Raw genomic sequence first — 15475 nt, 5'->3', positions numbered from 1 at the left:
ATCCGTTAGTCGGCCACGGGCCGTTCTTTGGTTTCCTTGGAAACATAGTCCAGGCCAAAGCGTTTCGCGTAGTCGGCCAGCGGTTCCATGCCGATGCTGCGGCGGCGCGCGTCGACCTGCGCCTCATCCTCGATGGGCGCCAGGCGCAGCGGATTGGTATGCACCTGGCTGCCGTACAGCTGCGGCTTGCCGTCGGCGATGCGCACACGGTCCTCGAGCATCGCCAGATGGCTGCCCATGGCGTCGCCGCGCCTGACCGCGTCGCGCAGCAGCGGCAGGTAGGTGCGCTGGCTGGCGTGATCGGCGTGCTGCAGGACGAGGAAAGCGGTCTGCGACCCGGCGCCGGCGAAGCGCAGGCCCGGCCAGCCGTAGGCAGCGATGATTTGCGCCAGCCGCGTCATGTTGGCGCTGTCCAGGGCCGTCTGCTGCTGCCATTCGGCCGGGGTGAGGTCGCCGCTCGGCGACCGTCCTCGGTACAGCTGGTCGGAGCCGGCCATCGCCTCGATGTCGCGGACGGCTCTGGCCCGTTCGGCACTGATCGCCTCGGTACTCAGCACGAGCTCTTCGCCGAAGACGATGATCTGCTGCCCGGCCGGCGGCGTGAAGCGGCCTTGCACGTTGCCCGTGTAGCGGGCATGGTGCGCGCCGCTCTCCATGGCGTTGGCGACGGCCGACAGCGCGATCTTCGTGCCGATCGGGAAGATCAATCCGGCAACAGGCTTGCCGGCGGAATGGAGCGACATGGTGGTCTGTGTCAGCGCATCATCCGCATGACTGGAATGGGCCATGCCGCCAAGAATAGCGGCGAGCAGGCAGCAGGCGGGCAGTTTCATGCAGGCTTTCTATCGGGGTGATACGGAATCATAGCGTGCCGCAGGCAGTGGTTGTCAGGTTTTCTGCCTGGCCATGCCGGCCGGCCCCGCAGCATTTTATTTCATTTTGGCAATGTGAACTGTTCAATAAGATGATGCGGAATATAGGCGACGCACACTCGCTGCCCCGATGTTCGGCGCCACCCTGGCAGCATGCACGAGTACGCCGATGCCGTCGACCGCGGAGGCAACGCCTTGCCGCGAAACGGGCTGGACGAATGCAGCCGATTCCAGGCTGGGGCAGCTCGACTGCGGTCCTGTCGCCGCCACTGCCAGGCAGGCTGCAGCGGGCGCCCCGTCATGAGCCGGGCACCTCCCTCGCATGATTGAGGGTGTACCTGGGCAGTTCCAGCGTCACGTCCTGCGTGCTCAGGCGCGCTTGGCACGCCAGGCGTGACCGGGGCTGCAAGCCCCAGGCCTGGTCGAGCATGTCTTCCTCATAATCGCCCAAGCCGCTGAGCGAGCCGAAACCCTGCACCACGATGACGTGGCAGGTGGAGCAGGCGCCCACCTGGCCGCAGGCGTGTTCCATGTCAATCTGATGCTGCAGCAATGCGTCGCACAGGCTGGTGGCCTCGGGCGCGTCAAATACGGCGCCGTCGGGCGCCAGGTCGGGGTGGGGCAGTACGGTGATTTTTGGCATGCGGGATTCTCCTCGGTTATCTTGCAATACCGTCACCTTGGACCTTCCCGCCTTGGCAAGGTCAAGTCCCTGCGACGATGCACGCGTCGAGATGCTCGAGCAACTGCAAGAACACGCGTTTATCCGCAAAGTGGTTCATCGTGTTACTCAGCAAGACATCGCCGGCCACCGCCGTCACGGCCGCCTTGGCCGCTGCGCAGGCGGCATGCAGCTGCGCGCGATCAAGTTCCAGCAAGGCCGTATCGATGGCTGCGCGCGTAAAATCGTAGGCGTCGAAGCCGCAGCAGCCGGCCACGCAATGCGTTTCCAGCCGGCAGATCAGCGGCCACAGTTCTCCCAGCAAGGCATCGATGTCGATCGCCTGGTCATAGCGGCCGTCAAGATCGATGAATTCGATCCATCTGTCGTCGGCAATCTGGATATCGTACTGGCGGTCGCGTTCGGGCATTTTTCAAGATTCTCCTGGTCGGTGGCATGGCATTATAAAAAAAACCGCCCGAAGGCGGTTTTTTTTACAGGCGATGGCGCTGCCGCCTATTTCTTGTCGGGCAGGGCGTAAGCGAGCACGTAGTCGCCGCGGTCCGGCGACTGGCGCGCGCCGCCGGCGCTGACGACGATGTACTGCTTGCCCGTCTTCGGCGAGACATAGGTCATGGGGCCGGACTGGCTGCCCACGGGCAGGCGCTGCTTCCAGATTTCCTTGCCGGTGGCGCTGTCGAAGGCGCGCAGGTAAAAATCCTGCGTGCCGGCAAAGAACAGCAGGCCCGATTGCGTCGACATCGACGCGCCCAGGGTCGGCATGCCGATGGGAATCGGCATTTTCATGCGGATGCCCATCGGACCCGTATCCTGCACCGTGCCGACGGGCACCTGCCAGACGAGCTTGCGGGTTTTCAGGTCGATGGCCGACATGGTGCCGAAGGGCGGTTTCTGGCAAGGAATGCCCGCTTTCGAGAGGAAACGTTCGCGCATGGCGCCAAATGGCGTGCCTTCCTGCGGAACGACGCCCATCTCGATGCCGCTGGCGTTTTTCGGAATGGCGGCGCGGGGGATCATGTAGTTGGCCAGGCCCAGGCGCATGTCGTTGACGAACATGTAATTGGTGGTCGGGTCGACGGAGACGCTTCCCCAGTTCATGCCGCCCAGCGAGCCGGGGAATTGCAGCGAACGGTCCAGGCCCGGCGGCGTGTACACGCCTTCGTGGCGCATGCCCTTGAATTCGATGCGGCACAGCAGCTGGTCAAAGACCGTGCCGCCCCACATGTCGGACTCGTGCAGGGTGGCATTGCCGATCGACGGCATGCCGACGGAAAACGGCTGCGTTGGCGAATAGCGCTCGCCGGGCACGTTGCCTTGCGGCACGGGACGTTCTTCCACGGGGGCGATGGGCTGGCCCGTGACCCGGTTGATGAGGAAGATCTCGCCCTGTTTCGTCACCTGCGCCAGCGCTGGCAGGGTGCCGCCCTTGCCGTCAGGAATGTCGTACAGCAGCGGCTGGGCCGGTAGGTCGAAGTCCCACAGGTCGTGGTGGGTGGTCTGGAAGGTCCAGCGCACCTGGCCCGTTTTCGCGTTGACGGCGACGATGGACGAGCTGTACTTGTCGTCGAGCGCCGTGCGCGTGCCGCCGAAGAAGTCGGGCGTCGCATTGCCGGTCGGCAGGTAGATGGTGTCCAGCTGGGCGTCATACGACATGGCCGACCACACGTTTGGCGTGCCGCGCGTGTAGGTTTCGCCCGGCGGCGGCAGTTTCGTGATGGCCGGATTGCCCGGGTCCCAGGCCCAGGCCAGTTCGCCCGTGCGCACGTCGTACGCGCGCACGACGCCGGGCGGCTCGCCCGTGGAGAAATTGTCGGCCACGCGGCCCCCGACGACGATCAGGTCGCCCGCGATCAGCGGCGTCGACGTCTGCTGGTAGTAGCCGGGCTTGACTTCGCCCATGCCCACCTTCAGGTCGACGATGCCGCGCTCGCCGAAATCGGCGCACGGCTGGCCCGTGGCCGCGTCGAGCGCGATCAGGCGCGCATCGATGGTGGGCAGGAAGATGCGCTTGCGGCAGGCGGCCGGCGCGGCGCCGGCGGACGCCGTGGCGGGCAGCGATTGCGCGGCGGGCGCTTCATGGTAGCCCAGGCCGCGGCAGCGCTGCCAGTTCGGCGCGGAACCTTGCGGGTCGTACTTCCACCGCTCGGCGCCCGTGTCCGCGTCCAGGGCCAGCACCTTGCCGTAGGCCGTGCAGACATACAGGGTGTCGCCCACCTGCAGCGGGGTGTTCTGGTCTTCCGCGCCGGAGCCATTGCTTTGCGGCACGTCACCCGTGTGCGCCGTCCAGGCCAGGGTCAGCTGGCCGACGTTGCCCTTGTTGATCTGGTCCAGGGCGGCGAAGCGGTTGCCGGCCGTGGTATTGCCCCAGTGCAGCCAGTTCTTCTGTTCCTTGCCGGGCGCGACGGGCGTCACGCCTGCCACCACGTCCGCCTCGATGACGGACTTGGGCAGGAAGAAATTGACGCCCGTGACGGCCAGGCAGACGGCGATCAGGCCCGCCAGCGCGTGCGCACCCTTGCCAGCAGGCAAGCCGGCGGCGCGGCGCAGGCCTGGATAGGCGAGCGCCACCAGCAGGGCCAGTACGCCGAAGACGAACAGGCGCGACACGAGGGGCCAGAAGTTCCAGCCCGCGTCGATGGGCGCCCAGATCAGGGCGACGATGAAGGCGGCGCCGAACAGCAGGGCGCCGGCCGGCTTGCTGCGCCAGACGAGCACGCCCGATGCCAGGGTGGCGATACCCATCGGCAAGTAAAACCAGCTGCCGCCCAGGTAAGCCAGGCAGGCGCCGCCGACGGCGAGGAAGAGGCCGGATGCCATGAGCAGCAGGGCCGGCAGGTAGCGCAGCGGCGACGCGGCGGCTGCAGGTGGGGATGAACTGTTGTGGTTCACGATGGTTCCTTTTGTGTTGTTGAGCGGGCGGCCTGGTGCTGCCCGATGGTGCTGGCCATGGTGTTAACCCAGCAAGAGCCGCCAGCCGCGCCGGGCGAGGCGCGGCCCGGGGCAGGCCGGGTGCGGCGGGCGGCATGGCCATGTCGGCTGGATATAATCTAGCGCAATCGGACCGGCCCCGGCGCACGCCGGCCCGTCAGCCCGAACCGGGCGCGGCGTTCTTGCTGTCGAGATTGGCGATGATGCGGCTGAGCATGGACAGCAAGGCGCGTTCTTCCTCGGCGCTGAAACCGGCGAGGGCGGCGCGGTTGCTGGCATGAATGGCTTCCTTGATCAGGGGCGATTGCTGCAGGGCGGCCGGGGTAAGGCCGAACAGGCTGCTGCGCCCATCGCCGGGGTCCGCCTGGCGGCTGACCAGGCCGTCACGTTCCATGCGCGCCAGGGTGGCCGCCATGGTCGGCTGCTCGACGGCAGCGGCGGCTGTCAATGTTTTCTGCGTCAGCAACGCGCCGTTGGCCAGTTCGTAAAACACGGGCAACTGGCCGGGCGCCATGCCGACGGGCTTGAGCTTGCGCTCGATGACCCTGGCAAAGAGGCGTGCCGCCCGGCTGGTCATGTGGCCGGCGGACTGCGCTTTCTGGAAGTCGATCATGGGACGCTTTCAGTGAAAACAATATAGCATGCTATCATAATTTGATTATGTATAGCAGGCTATGTATTTTTCGTCCTGTCCGTAAACGCAAAAAAACCGCCCGCAGGCGGTTTTTTCATGCCGGAAGCTGGCACTAAATGAAATAGATCAGGGCGATGATGCCCACCACCAGCGCCACGCGCGTCACCTGGTAGGCCGTCTTGTTCCACGCCTTGAAGCGGCGGCGGTACTGGCCCATGGTCCAGGAAATCTGGAACAGCTTGCTCACGCCGCCCACCTGGTCGCCCAGTTCGTTGGGCGAGGCGGCCGCCGTCATCAGGGTGCGGCCCAGCCAGCGGTTCAGCGCCTGCGCCCAGCGGTAGCGCATGGGGCGCTCGATGTCGCAGAACAGGATGATGCGGTCGCTGTCGGCGTCGTTGCGGGCCCAGTGGATATACGTTTCGTCGAACATCACGGCCTGGCCGTCGCGCCAGCTGTGGCGTTCGCCATCGACGTCGATGAAGCAGCGGTCGTCGTTCGGGGTCTGCAGGCCCAGGTGGTAGCGCAGGGAGCCGGCAAACGGGTCGCGGTGCGGGTTGAGCTTGCCGCCTTGCGGCAGTTCCGCGAACATGGCGGCCTTGATCGATGGAATCGATTGCAGCAGGGCATAGGTCTGCGGGCACATCTGCTGTGCCGACGGGTGGTTGGCGTCATACCATTTCAGGTAGAAACGCTTCCAGCCATACTTGAAGAAGGAATTGAAGCCCACGTCATTGTTCTTTTCGGCCGCCTTGATCTTTTTCATTTCCTGCATGCGCAGCGCTTCATCGCGGATGACCTGCCAGTTCTGCTGCAGCGGCGCCAGTTCCGGGAATTGCTCGACGGACAGATATGGCGTGGCCGGCACCTTGGAAAAGGTGTGCATGAACAGGTTCAGCGGCGACATGAACGAGGAGTGATCGAAGATCTGGCGACGGAACGGCAGGCGCACCTTGCCCCGAAAATGAATATGTAAGACGGAAAACACAAAAATGCCCAGCAAGGCCCACTTCATACCTAACCCCGATTGTAAAGAATGCGGCAATTATAACCAGTTAATGCCATGGCCTCCTGCACCTGGGTGAAGGAATCATGAAGCGGCGCGCAGGGCTACAATACCTCACTTTCATCACTGACGAGGGATAAGAATGGAAATCTGGCACGCACCGCTCGACCTGGCCACGCTCAATGCCGCCAGCGAAGGCACGGCCATGCGCCACCTGGGCATCGCCTTCACGGCCTTCGGGCCGGACTGGATCGAGGCAACCATGCCCGTCGACCACCGCACCATGCAGCCGTTCAAGCTGCTGCATGGGGGCGCCTCCGTGCTGCTGGCCGAGACCCTGGGCAGCATGGCGGCGAATGCCTGCCTCGACAGCCGCCGGCAGGTGAGCGTGGGCCAGGAAATCAACGCCAACCACGTGCGCGGCGTGCGCGGCGGCCACGTCACGGGCCGCGCCACGCCCATCCACCGTGGCCGCACCAGCCAGGTTTGGGAAATCCGCATCGCCGACGAGCAGGGCCGACTGTGCTGCATTTCGCGCATCACCATGGCTGTCATCGATGCGCCCGGGGCAGGCGGAGACGGCGCCTCTTGACTTGCGTCAAGGCATTTGAAGTGAACGCGTGGAATCATCCAGAACGCTGTTCGCTTATAATTCAGTGTGCTCATGAGCCGCGCGGAGCTTCCGCGCGCGCCCACATTGCCCCGAAATAGAAGCTGACTGCCCAAAAAACGCCAGTTGGAGGCCCGGCCTGCGCCATGCAGGACCGGCAAGACGACGGCGAGCAGACCGCCGGTCCCGCTGGACCGGCAAACAATCAACTTTACACAGGGCAATAACAACAATGAAGTCATTCAATCGCCTGACGATAGGCGCACGCCTGAGCGCAGGCTTTGCCGCGCTGGTCCTCCTGATGCTGGTGCTGGCCGCCTTTGCGCTGCTGCGCATGGGCGCCATCGCCGGCGCCATGGAGGCGCAGGAAAAAGTCCAGCTGGAAAAACTCGAACCGCTGTACGTGGCGCGCGAAGCGCTGGACCAGACGGGCCTGGCAGCGCGCAACGCCTACATCTTCCATGACCAGGCCGCCGCCGCGAAGGAACTGGATATCCTCGACAGCCAGAAGGCGCTGTACCTGGATGCGCTGGCCCGCCTGGCGCCCAGGTTCGCCGGCGACGCCATGTTCGACAAGGTCAGCAAGGGCTTGCAGGCCATGGCGCAGGAACTGCAGCGTCCGCGCCAGTTCCGCGCGGCGGGACAGATGGAACAGTACGGCACTTTCCTCGTCGACGAGTGCAGCCCCCTGCGGCGCCAGATCGTCGCCGATATCGATGCCGTACTGAAATCCGTGCAGCGCGAATCGGAACAGGCGAGTGCGGACGCGCGCGCCATCCATGCCCAGTCGCTGCGCTGGATCGGCGTGCTGGCCGCGCTGAGCATACTGGTGTGCATCTTCGTCGCCACCGTCATCACGCGCGGCCTGCTGCGCCAGCTGGGCGGCGAACCGGCGTATGCGGCCGCCATCGCGGGCCGCATCGCGCAGGGCGAACTGGCCATCGACGTGCACACGCGCGACGGCGACGACAGCAGTTTATTGTTTGCCATCAAGACCATGCGCGACAACCTGGCCGCCATCGTCGGCAAGGTGCGCCACAGTACGGAAAGCATCGCCATGGCATCTACGGAAATCGCCTCGGGCAACCGCGACCTGTCGCAGCGCACGGAGCAGCAGGCCGGTTCGCTGGAAGAGGTGGCCTCGTCGATGGAAGAGCTGATTTCCACCGTGCGCCAGAATGCGGACCACGCGCAGCAGGCCAACCGCCTGGCGCGCGAAGCGTCGCACGTGTCGGAGCAGGGCGGCAAGGCCGTGGCCGAAGTGGTGCACACCATGGGCCTGATCAATGCCTCGTCGAACAAGATCGTCGACATCATCGGCGTGATCGACAGCATCGCCTTCCAGACGAATATCCTGGCCCTGAACGCGGCCGTGGAAGCGGCGCGCGCGGGCGAGCAGGGGCGCGGCTTCGCCGTCGTGGCCACGGAAGTGCGCAGCCTGGCGCAGCGTTCCAGCGCCGCCGCGCGTGAAATCAAGGCGCTGATCGACGATTCCGTCAGCAAGGTGGGCACGGGCACCGTGCTCGTCGAGCAGGCGGGCGCCACCATGCATGACGTGGTGGCCGGCATCGGCCGGGTGACAGGCATCATGGCCGAGATCAGCCATGCCACGCAGGAGCAGGGCGCCGGCATCGAGCAGGTCAACCGCGCCATCGTCGACATGGACCGGGTGACCCAGCAAAACGCGGCCCTGGTGGAGCAGGCGGCGGCCGCCGCGCACGAGCTGCAGCAGCAGGCGGCGCAGCTGGAGCAGGAAGTGGGCATCTTCAAGCTGGCCAGGCCGGCCGGCGGCCCGCTGCGCCTGGCGGCCTGAGACGGGGCAGGCGCGGGGCATGCGACACGCCGCGTGCCGGACGTGCTTTTACGCGCTACAATGAAAGCTGGACCACCGCCAGGACTTTCCATGCAAGTGCGCAGCAGCCACGATATGTCCAGCCCGGACGATGCCGACAAGCCGGCGCCGCCCGTGCTGCAGCAAGCCCTGGCCGGCCTGGGCTGGGGCCTGCTGACCTGTCTGCTGTGCTTTGCCATCCTGTTCCTCACCAAATGGCTGCTGCCGCCCGAATACTGGGGCGCGCATACGGGCCTGGCCAAGTTCAAGCGCGAAGTGTCGCTGCCCATGCTGGTCTTCTGGGTGGTCATCTATTCTCCCATCCTGGAAACCTTCCTCGGCCAGCTGCTGCCGCTGGAAATCCTCAAGCGCCTGGGCGCGGGCCGCCGCCTGAGCGTCTTTGTCGGCGCCGTCCTGTGGGGCATCGTGCATTACATCAGCGGCGGCTTGCTGCATGCCATCGTCGCGCTGGGTTCCGGCGCCATGTTCAGCCTTGTCTACCTGCGCTGCCGGGGGCCGGGCGTGGCCGCCGCCTACACGACGACGGCGTTTTCGCGCGCCTGCAACAACATCGCCATCCTCGTGGCCGTGTTCTACGGCTTCGACGGCTGAGTCACGCCGTTCCTGGCAAAGACGGCAGCGTGACCGGCGCGGCCTGAGGGGGCGCCATTGCGCGACAGCAATATGCCGATCTGCGCGCCATGCGGCTGCGAAAGTGACTATATTGGAGAGGTGCCGGCAGCCTGCCGGCGCACTGCTTGTTCAGCGGCCAATCATCGGCTATTCAGCGACTACGCAGCGACTACGCAGCGCGACCAAGGGAGACATCATGCACAGCATACAAAAGATTACCCCGTGTTTATGGTTCAACGGCCACGCCGAGGCGGCGGCCCTGTTTTATACGGGAATTTTCCCCAATTCGAAGATCGGCCAGGTGCTGCGCTACGGCGAGGAAGGCCGGGAAATCCACGGCCAGGAGCCGGGCAGCGTCCTGACGGTGGCGTTCGAGCTGGACGGCCAGACCTTCACGGGCTTGAACGGCGGCCCCCTGTTCCAGTTTTCCGAAGCCATCTCCTTCCAGGTCAATTGCGAGACGCAGGACGAGGTCGATCATTACTGGACCCAGCTGTCCGAAGGCGGGCCGCTGGAGGCGCAGCAGTGCGGCTGGCTCAAGGACCAGTTCGGGGTGTCGTGGCAAATCGTGCCCACCATCATGATCAAGCTGCTGACGGACCCCGATCCCGTCAAGGCGCAGCGCGTGATGAAAGCCATGATGGGCATGAAAAAAATCGACATCGACGCCATCAAGCGCGCCTACGCGGGCTAGCCTGGCGCGCGCGGCAGGGCGCGGGGCGCACGCCAGCCGTGCGCCCTGTCCAAGATGGCCGGCATTTGTTATAGTCCCAGCCATCTTTCCATCCCCCAACAGACCCTGCCCATGACTACCAGCACCATTCCTACCGGCACCATCGCGCCGCGCACTTTCGGCACGCCCCTGTCTTCCACCGCCATCAAGGTCATGCTGCTCGGCTCCGGCGAACTGGGCAAGGAAGTGATCATTGCGCTGCAGCGCCTGGGCGTGGAAGTGATCGCCGTCGACCGCTACCCGAACGCGCCGGGCCACCCCGTGGCGCACCGCTCGCACGTGATCGACATGAGCGACGGCGTGGCCCTGGCCGCCCTGATCGACCTGGAAAAGCCGGACCTGATCGTGCCCGAGATCGAAGCCATCGCCACCGATACCCTGGCGGCGCTGGAAGCGGCGGGGCAGATCACCTGCATCCCGAACGCGCGCGCCGCCGTGCTGACCATGAACCGCGAAGGCATCCGCACCCTGGCCGCCGAGACCCTGGGCGTGGCGACGTCGCCCTACCGCTTCGCCAGCAGCCTGCAGGAGTTGCAGGCCGCTTGCCAGGAAATCGGCTTTCCGTGCGTGGTAAAACCCGTCATGTCCTCGTCGGGCAAGGGCCAGTCCAAGCTGGACGGCCCGCAGGACGTGGAAACGGCGTGGGCCTACGCGGCCAGCGGCGGCCGGGTCGACACGGGCAGAGTCATCGTCGAGGGCTTCATCGACTTCGACTACGAAATCACGCTGCTGACGGTGCGTGCCGTGGGCGCCTCGGGACAGATAGAAACGCAGTTCTGCGAGCCGATCGGCCACCTGCAGGTGCAGGGCGACTACGTGGAATCGTGGCAGCCGGCCCGCATGGCGCCGCTGGCGCTGGAGCGCGCGCGCGACATCGCCCGCAAGGTGACGGACGACCTGGGCGGCCTGGGCCTGTTCGGCGTGGAGCTGTTCGTCAAGGACGACATGGTGTGGTTCTCGGAAGTGAGCCCCCGTCCGCACGACACGGGCATGGTCACCATGGCCAGCCAGGTGCAGAGCGAATTCGAACTGCACGCGAAAGCCATCCTGGGCCTGCCCGTCAACGTGGCCTTGCGCTGGCCCGCCGCCTCGGCCGTCATCTACGGCCAGGTGGAGGCGAAGGGCATCGCCTTCGAGGGCGTGGCGGATGCCTTGAACGTGCCGGGCGCCGACCTGCGCCTGTTCGGCAAGCCGGAATCGTTCGCCCGCCGCCGCATGGGCGTGGCGCTGGCGACGGCCGACGATACCGACACGGCCCGCGCGCGCGCCGTGCTGGCCGCCTCGAAAGTCAAGCCCGTCGCCCGTTGATGGCTTCGATCGCCGATGCCAGCCTGCCGCAGGCCGACGCCGGCGGCGACGCCATCAAGCGCAAGCTGCGCGGCCACATCGCGCGGCGCAATTTGTCCGGCTCCGCCAACGACTGCAAGTGGAACGAACTGCTGGCTTTCATGCGCGGGCGCGCCGACTGGGTGCCGTCCTACCGCTACGGTTCCGTCTCCGGCTACGTGTCGGGCTGGGACACGGAGTGGGATTATCACCCGCCATTCCCGTTCATGGGCGTGGAATGGTTCGACATCAGCCTGTACTCGGAAGAACGCGTGGCCATGCTGCTGCCGAAGACCATCATCGACCACGGCGTGTGGATCGTGCCGGAGCTCCAACGCATCGGCTTCGATTTCGAGGTGCGGGACCGGGTGGCGCGCATCTGGGGCTATTTGCCCCGCAATTATCGCGACTTCCCGCCTGCTGATTGACACCCGACCAACCCTGCTGCGCGTCGGTATAGGCGGCCTGCAATGCTCACCGTACCAGAGTACGGTTGCGCTTCTTAGCCACCTCTCCCTTCCGCTCGCTACGGTTTTGTCAGGTGTCGTAAATAATAGATTAATAACATGCCTGAAAACGCTATTCCACAAGTATCGCAACCGGATGACGCCGTCACCGGCAAGGCCGCGGGCGCGCAGATGCTGGCCACGGCCTGCGCCGCGCGCGACGCCTTCTATGCCACCCTGGGCACTTTGGATGCCGACGTGCTGGCGCCGCTGGTCAACCCCGCCTTCATGGGCGGCCCGCGCTGGCCGTCGCTGCGCCAGGCCTGGAGGGTGATCCGCCGCGCCGACACCATCGTTATTGCCAGCGATGGCTTGAGCGATCCGTTCGAGGATGACGACGACGTGTTCGTGCCGCGCGGCCACTTGCTGGAAGTGTGCATCGAGGCGCCGCTGTCCGCCTTCGACGGCGATCCAGTGCAAGCATCGTGGCTGTTCGACGTGATCTACCAGGTCAGCCAGAACGTGGCCGACCATGGCTCCATCGACTTGCTGGTGCAGCGCCACGGCAGCGTGTCGATGGTGCTGGACGTGCGGGATGCGCCGGCAGGCCTGGAAGACGAGGACGGACAGGTGGGCGCGCTGCTGGCCCAGGGCGCGGCCGGCATTCCAGCGTCCTTCGGCACGCCATATGGCGCAGTGCTGCTGCTCACCGTCACCGCGCTGCAGCCGGCGGAAATGACGCATATCGGCGCGGCCGCCGACAAGGCGCAGTCGCGGCGCGACCTGGCCGCCGCGCTGGCCGCCTCGCCCACGGGGCATCTGAGCGTGGCCAGCCGGCCGGCCGTCATTCCCCGCTAAAACCTGAGAATAATTTCAGGTACTTTCCTTCGGTTTTAAATATGGATATTGTATTATTTCTGGTCGGTGCCTTTATACCATTTTCCATCGTCATAGTGCTTTTTTATAATATGACCTGGCGCTGGAGGGCATCGCCGTCATTCATGTTTTATATCGGGATTGGACTTTTAATTTTTTCATTTTCCTTGCATACTTTTTTGGACGAAAATATTTTGAGCCATCAAAAAATGATGGAAAATCATGTGAAAAATCTTTCGCCAGATTTTATAAGGCTCACTCAAGATACATTCTGGTCTAACGTCAAGTTGCAGAAGTTGCTGGAGTTTCTGTCGATTCCCTTGTCCATTTCACTGATAGTCACTGCTTTTTTGAACAAGGCAGAGGCGAAATTTCAAACGGAACTTACGCGTTATCGAGATCAATTTGATATATTGCAACAGTTTGAAATTGGCCTCGAGAAGGCTCAGGATGAACTGCAAGTTCTGTTGCTCAATGATGTTTGCGCGCAAACGATTGAGGATAAAACCCAGGAAGTTGATGGTCTGAAACGCGAATTGCATTTTTTGCATAGAGAACTTATCGAGGATTTCTCTCATCTGATAAAGGCAGACGTAATCAAACGGCCAGAGCGGCGGCGTAATTGATTTTCTGTTTTATTCGACTTTAGGCGTCGGTGTCTCTGCTGGCTTCGACACTGGCTCCGGTGCGGGCTCAGACTCCGGCTCCGGCTCCGGCTCCGGCTCGCGCCACTTGCCCGCCGCCTTCAGCTTGTTCCTCAGCCCTGGCAGGGGAAAGCCCAGGGCGTAGGCTTTTTGCGCGTGCGCGCTGGCCTTCTCGTATTCCTTCTTCTTGACATACATCAGGCCCAGGTTGTACTGGATGGTGGCCTGTTCGGGCGCCAGGCGGCTGGCAGAGTCCAGCTGTTCCAGCGCCGCCGCATCCTGGCCCATGGCCAGCAGGTAGCTGCCGTACACCATGCGTGCCGTCACGTCGTGCGGGGCGTAGGCGATGGCGCGCTCGAAAAAGCAGCTGACCGTGTAGCGGGCGCCGGGCGGCTGCGGGCTTTTCAGGCGCAGGCCCAGCTTGGCCATCGACGCCAGCGCCCGGTGGTGGTTCGGGAAGTGTTCCAGCGTGTAGCCGATGTCGGCGCCCAGGCTGCCCGTCATGCCTTGCGTGAGCGTTTCCACGGCGCGCGAGAAATGGAATTTCTCGACCACGGACAGGCCGCCGCGGTCTTCCGCGCTCGTGTAGTCGCCGCCTGGCGTGTGCTTGACGTAGGGCGGGCAGTCTGCCGCCGCCAGGGCGCTGCCGCCGCCGGCGGCCAGGGTGCAGGCGAGGATCAGGTGTTTCATGGCGTACTCCTGTGGCTGACCTGGTCCAGCAAGTCGGCCAGGGCATTGCTGCGGGCTTGCCGCGATTGCAGGGCGATGGTGGCGGGGCTGGCCAGCGGCGCGCGGCCCTGGCGCGCCAGTTCCAGGAAACGCTGCAGGGCGCGCGCGCAGTCGCCGCTCGAGGCCAGCTGGCCGAGCGTGTCGATGCCGCAGTGGCGCAGCTTGGCCGCGCTGTCGCCGGCCAGGTCCGTCAGCGCCAGGATGGGGCGGCGGCTGCGCAGGTATTCATACAGTTTGGCGGGGATCTGCGCGTTGCAGTTGGCCGCCTGCAGCAGCAGCAAGCCGTCGGCGCCCTGCATTTCCCGCAGCGCCTCGGCGTGCGGCAGCAAAGGCGCCAGGCGCACCAGGTCGGCGATGCCGTAGTCGGCCAGCAGGCCGGCCAGCCACGCGTCGTGGCCCGTGGCGCGCAGCACCAGCTGGAAGGTGCGCGCGTCCAGCACGCCGTCGCGGCGCAGCCGGGCCAAGGCCTGGAACAGGGGCCGCGGATCGCGCTCGGACGGGTAGACCACGCCGCTGTGCAGCAGCAGGAAGCGGCGGCGGTGGCCCTGCGGCCCCGGCAGCCCTTGCAGCGTTTGCGCACCATCCTCGCCATCGAGTTCGTCGTCATGGCCGTTTTCGATCAGCGCAAAGCGTTCGTGCGGCAGCTGCGCCAGGCGCCGCCGGTGCGCGTCCATGGCGCCCGGCGTGGTGCAGACGATGGCCGCGCTGCGCGCCGCGATGCGCTGCTCGATCCACGCGTGCATGCGGTGCAGGCGAGGGTCGGGCGGATACGGCGCCAGCGGGTCGCTGTCGTCCAGCATGGGGTCGCGCTGGTCGGCGATCCACGGCAGGCCGCTGAGTTTTTGCAGGGTCAGGGCGATCAGGTGCGCCGTGGCGATGGGATACGTGGACCAGATGGCGTCCGGGCGGTACTGGCGGATCAGCCGCAGGCCGGCCGGCACGGCGCTGAGCCACCAGGAACTCCAGCGGTCGGGCAGCGCCAGGCAGCGGGGATAGCGCCCGGCGATGGCCAGGTGGCGCGCCGCGTCCAGCGCCAGGGTGCGCCGCACGGTGGTCTGTGCGCCGATGCGCGCCAGCTGCGAGCCGCCGTGCTGCGCGTAGGCCAGGGGGCCGGGGCTGAGCACCAGCGGCTGCCAGCCGCAGTCGGGCAGGTGGCGCGCGAAGCCCAGGGTGCGCAGGATGCCGCTGCCGCCGGCCAGCGGCGGGAAGTGATACGCCACCATCAGCACCCGCCTTGGTCGGGCCGCGGTCGGCGCGCCCGCTACCATGACTGCAGCCAGCGCGCGCACAGCTGCTCCACGTCGGCGCGCCAGGCGGCGCTGGCAAAGGTATGGTTGGCGCCATCGACCCGCGCCTGCGTCCACTGGGCGCGGGCGGCCACGGCGCGCCAGTGCGCGTCGGCGGCCAGCAGCGCGCTCCATTCGCGCGCGCCCAGGTCGTCGCCGGACAGGATGAGCAGGACCTTGCCCTGGAATTGCGTCAGGGCCCGCAGCATGGCCGGCGCGGGCGCGTCGGGCTACTGCGCCCC

General features: G+C 65.5%; 17 protein-coding genes. 8 read left to right on the top strand and 9 right to left on the bottom strand.

Translation table 11 applies throughout. The features are described 5' to 3' along the window. Nucleotides 1-5: 5 nt before the first annotated feature. The 6 genes from AC07VL_RS21785 to lpxO all read right to left on the bottom strand — a co-directional run bounded on the left by AC07VL_RS21785 (nucleotide 6) and on the right by lpxO (nucleotide 6128). Nucleotides 6-833, bottom strand: coding sequence for a DUF6624 domain-containing protein (locus tag AC07VL_RS21785; RefSeq protein ID WP_494807696.1), 828 nt, complete (start codon nucleotides 831-833; stop codon nucleotides 6-8). 337 nt (nucleotides 834-1170) lie between these two features. Further along, nucleotides 1171-1515, bottom strand: a complete 345-nt coding sequence (gene fdx / locus AC07VL_RS21780; protein WP_494807695.1) for an ISC system 2Fe-2S type ferredoxin — start codon at nucleotides 1513-1515, stop codon at nucleotides 1171-1173. Nucleotides 1516-1576: 61 nt separating this feature from the next. Further along, nucleotides 1577-1963 carry a DUF6331 family protein gene (locus AC07VL_RS21775; protein WP_494807694.1) on the bottom strand — a complete coding sequence of 129 codons (387 nt, stop codon included), beginning with the start codon at nucleotides 1961-1963 and terminating at the stop codon, nucleotides 1577-1579. A gap of 86 nt (nucleotides 1964-2049) precedes the next feature. Beyond that, complete coding sequence (locus AC07VL_RS21770; RefSeq protein WP_494807784.1) at nucleotides 2050-4371, bottom strand: glucose/quinate/shikimate family membrane-bound PQQ-dependent dehydrogenase; 2322 nt, start codon at nucleotides 4369-4371, stop codon at nucleotides 2050-2052. Between the two features lie 268 nt (nucleotides 4372-4639). Then, complete coding sequence (locus AC07VL_RS21765; RefSeq protein WP_494807693.1) at nucleotides 4640-5095, bottom strand: MarR family winged helix-turn-helix transcriptional regulator; 456 nt, start codon at nucleotides 5093-5095, stop codon at nucleotides 4640-4642. A 133-nt stretch (nucleotides 5096-5228) separates the two neighbouring features. Continuing rightward, entirely contained in the window at nucleotides 5229-6128 is a 900-nt protein-coding gene (gene lpxO, locus AC07VL_RS21760) for a lipid A hydroxylase LpxO (RefSeq protein WP_290606169.1), read from the bottom strand. A gap of 133 nt (nucleotides 6129-6261) precedes the next feature. Here lpxO and AC07VL_RS21755 point away from each other — a divergent pair, with 133 nt between their 5' ends. The 8 genes from AC07VL_RS21755 (at nucleotide 6262) to AC07VL_RS21720 (ending at nucleotide 13200) form a co-directional block, all read left to right on the top strand. Next, nucleotides 6262-6711: a hotdog fold thioesterase gene (locus AC07VL_RS21755; protein WP_494807692.1), complete on the top strand. Its 450-nt coding sequence runs from the start codon at nucleotides 6262-6264 to the stop codon at nucleotides 6709-6711. Between the two features lie 250 nt (nucleotides 6712-6961). Further along, a complete protein-coding gene (locus AC07VL_RS21750) occupies nucleotides 6962-8542 on the top strand; it encodes a methyl-accepting chemotaxis protein (protein WP_494807691.1) in 1581 nt (526 codons plus the stop codon). 90 nt (nucleotides 8543-8632) lie between these two features. Next, nucleotides 8633-9172 carry a hypothetical protein gene (locus AC07VL_RS21745; protein ID WP_494807690.1) on the top strand — a complete coding sequence of 180 codons (540 nt, stop codon included), beginning with the start codon at nucleotides 8633-8635 and terminating at the stop codon, nucleotides 9170-9172. A 217-nt stretch (nucleotides 9173-9389) separates the two neighbouring features. Next, nucleotides 9390-9887, top strand: a complete 498-nt coding sequence (locus AC07VL_RS21740; protein WP_494807689.1) for a VOC family protein — start codon at nucleotides 9390-9392, stop codon at nucleotides 9885-9887. Nucleotides 9888-9998: 111 nt separating this feature from the next. After that, on the top strand, nucleotides 9999-11234 hold the full coding sequence (purT, locus tag AC07VL_RS21735; protein WP_494807688.1) for a formate-dependent phosphoribosylglycinamide formyltransferase: 1236 nt from the start codon (nucleotides 9999-10001) through the stop codon (nucleotides 11232-11234). After that, a complete protein-coding gene (locus AC07VL_RS21730) occupies nucleotides 11234-11680 on the top strand; it encodes a DUF6678 family protein (protein WP_494807687.1) in 447 nt (148 codons plus the stop codon). The genes purT and AC07VL_RS21730 overlap by 1 nt, the downstream gene beginning before the upstream one ends. A gap of 138 nt (nucleotides 11681-11818) precedes the next feature. After that, nucleotides 11819-12556, top strand: a complete 738-nt coding sequence (locus AC07VL_RS21725) for a hypothetical protein (RefSeq protein ID WP_494807686.1) — start codon at nucleotides 11819-11821, stop codon at nucleotides 12554-12556. A gap of 41 nt (nucleotides 12557-12597) precedes the next feature. Then, the gene (locus tag AC07VL_RS21720; RefSeq protein ID WP_494807685.1) at nucleotides 12598-13200 is read left to right on the top strand and encodes a hypothetical protein; all 603 of its coding nucleotides are present in this window, start codon (nucleotides 12598-12600) and stop codon (nucleotides 13198-13200) included. A 9-nt stretch (nucleotides 13201-13209) separates the two neighbouring features. Here the strand turns inward: AC07VL_RS21720 and AC07VL_RS21715 are convergent, their stop codons facing one another. The 3 genes from AC07VL_RS21715 to AC07VL_RS21705 are packed head-to-tail and all read right to left on the bottom strand — an operon-like array spanning nucleotide 13210 to nucleotide 15442. Continuing rightward, entirely contained in the window at nucleotides 13210-13908 is a 699-nt protein-coding gene (locus tag AC07VL_RS21715; RefSeq protein ID WP_494807684.1) for an ABC transporter permease, read from the bottom strand. Beyond that, nucleotides 13905-15170, bottom strand: coding sequence for a glycosyltransferase (locus tag AC07VL_RS21710; protein ID WP_494807683.1), 1266 nt, complete (start codon nucleotides 15168-15170; stop codon nucleotides 13905-13907). Before AC07VL_RS21710 ends, AC07VL_RS21715 begins: the two co-directional genes overlap by 4 nt. A gap of 38 nt (nucleotides 15171-15208) precedes the next feature. Then, entirely contained in the window at nucleotides 15209-15442 is a 234-nt protein-coding gene (locus tag AC07VL_RS21705; protein ID WP_494807682.1) for a hypothetical protein, read from the bottom strand. Nucleotides 15443-15475 lie beyond the last annotated feature (33 nt).

The sequence above is a fragment of the Janthinobacterium sp. GW821-FHT03C08 genome (assembly GCF_059420905.1).
Note: the sequence above shows the minus strand (reverse complement) of the source record. Positions and strands in the feature narration are given on the sequence as shown.

What these genes read in the sequence shown, in the direction of transcription:
- AC07VL_RS21710 (WP_494807683.1), bottom strand. Translation starts at nt 15,170, where the DNA reads ATGGTGGCGTATCACTTCCCGCCGCTGGCCGGCGGCAGCGGCATCCTG.
- AC07VL_RS21715 (WP_494807684.1), bottom strand. Translation starts at nt 13,908, where the DNA reads ATGAAACACCTGATCCTCGCCTGCACCCTGGCCGCCGGCGGCGGCAGC.
- fdx (WP_494807695.1), bottom strand. Translation starts at nt 1,515, where the DNA reads ATGCCAAAAATCACCGTACTGCCCCACCCCGACCTGGCGCCCGACGGC.
- AC07VL_RS21740 (WP_494807689.1), top strand. Translation starts at nt 9,390, where the DNA reads ATGCACAGCATACAAAAGATTACCCCGTGTTTATGGTTCAACGGCCAC.
- purT (WP_494807688.1), top strand. Translation starts at nt 9,999, where the DNA reads ATGACTACCAGCACCATTCCTACCGGCACCATCGCGCCGCGCACTTTC.
- lpxO (WP_290606169.1), bottom strand. Translation starts at nt 6,128, where the DNA reads ATGAAGTGGGCCTTGCTGGGCATTTTTGTGTTTTCCGTCTTACATATT.
- AC07VL_RS21755 (WP_494807692.1), top strand. Translation starts at nt 6,262, where the DNA reads ATGGAAATCTGGCACGCACCGCTCGACCTGGCCACGCTCAATGCCGCC.
- AC07VL_RS21720 (WP_494807685.1), top strand. Translation starts at nt 12,598, where the DNA reads ATGGATATTGTATTATTTCTGGTCGGTGCCTTTATACCATTTTCCATC.
- AC07VL_RS21770 (WP_494807784.1), bottom strand. Translation starts at nt 4,371, where the DNA reads ATGGCATCCGGCCTCTTCCTCGCCGTCGGCGGCGCCTGCCTGGCTTAC.
- AC07VL_RS21775 (WP_494807694.1), bottom strand. Translation starts at nt 1,963, where the DNA reads ATGCCCGAACGCGACCGCCAGTACGATATCCAGATTGCCGACGACAGA.
- AC07VL_RS21785 (WP_494807696.1), bottom strand. Translation starts at nt 833, where the DNA reads ATGAAACTGCCCGCCTGCTGCCTGCTCGCCGCTATTCTTGGCGGCATG.
- AC07VL_RS21730 (WP_494807687.1), top strand. Translation starts at nt 11,234, where the DNA reads ATGGCTTCGATCGCCGATGCCAGCCTGCCGCAGGCCGACGCCGGCGGC.
- AC07VL_RS21765 (WP_494807693.1), bottom strand. Translation starts at nt 5,095, where the DNA reads ATGATCGACTTCCAGAAAGCGCAGTCCGCCGGCCACATGACCAGCCGG.
- AC07VL_RS21750 (WP_494807691.1), top strand. Translation starts at nt 6,962, where the DNA reads ATGAAGTCATTCAATCGCCTGACGATAGGCGCACGCCTGAGCGCAGGC.
- AC07VL_RS21725 (WP_494807686.1), top strand. Translation starts at nt 11,819, where the DNA reads ATGCCTGAAAACGCTATTCCACAAGTATCGCAACCGGATGACGCCGTC.
- AC07VL_RS21745 (WP_494807690.1), top strand. Translation starts at nt 8,633, where the DNA reads ATGCAAGTGCGCAGCAGCCACGATATGTCCAGCCCGGACGATGCCGAC.
- AC07VL_RS21705 (WP_494807682.1), bottom strand. Translation starts at nt 15,442, where the DNA reads ATGCTGCGGGCCCTGACGCAATTCCAGGGCAAGGTCCTGCTCATCCTG.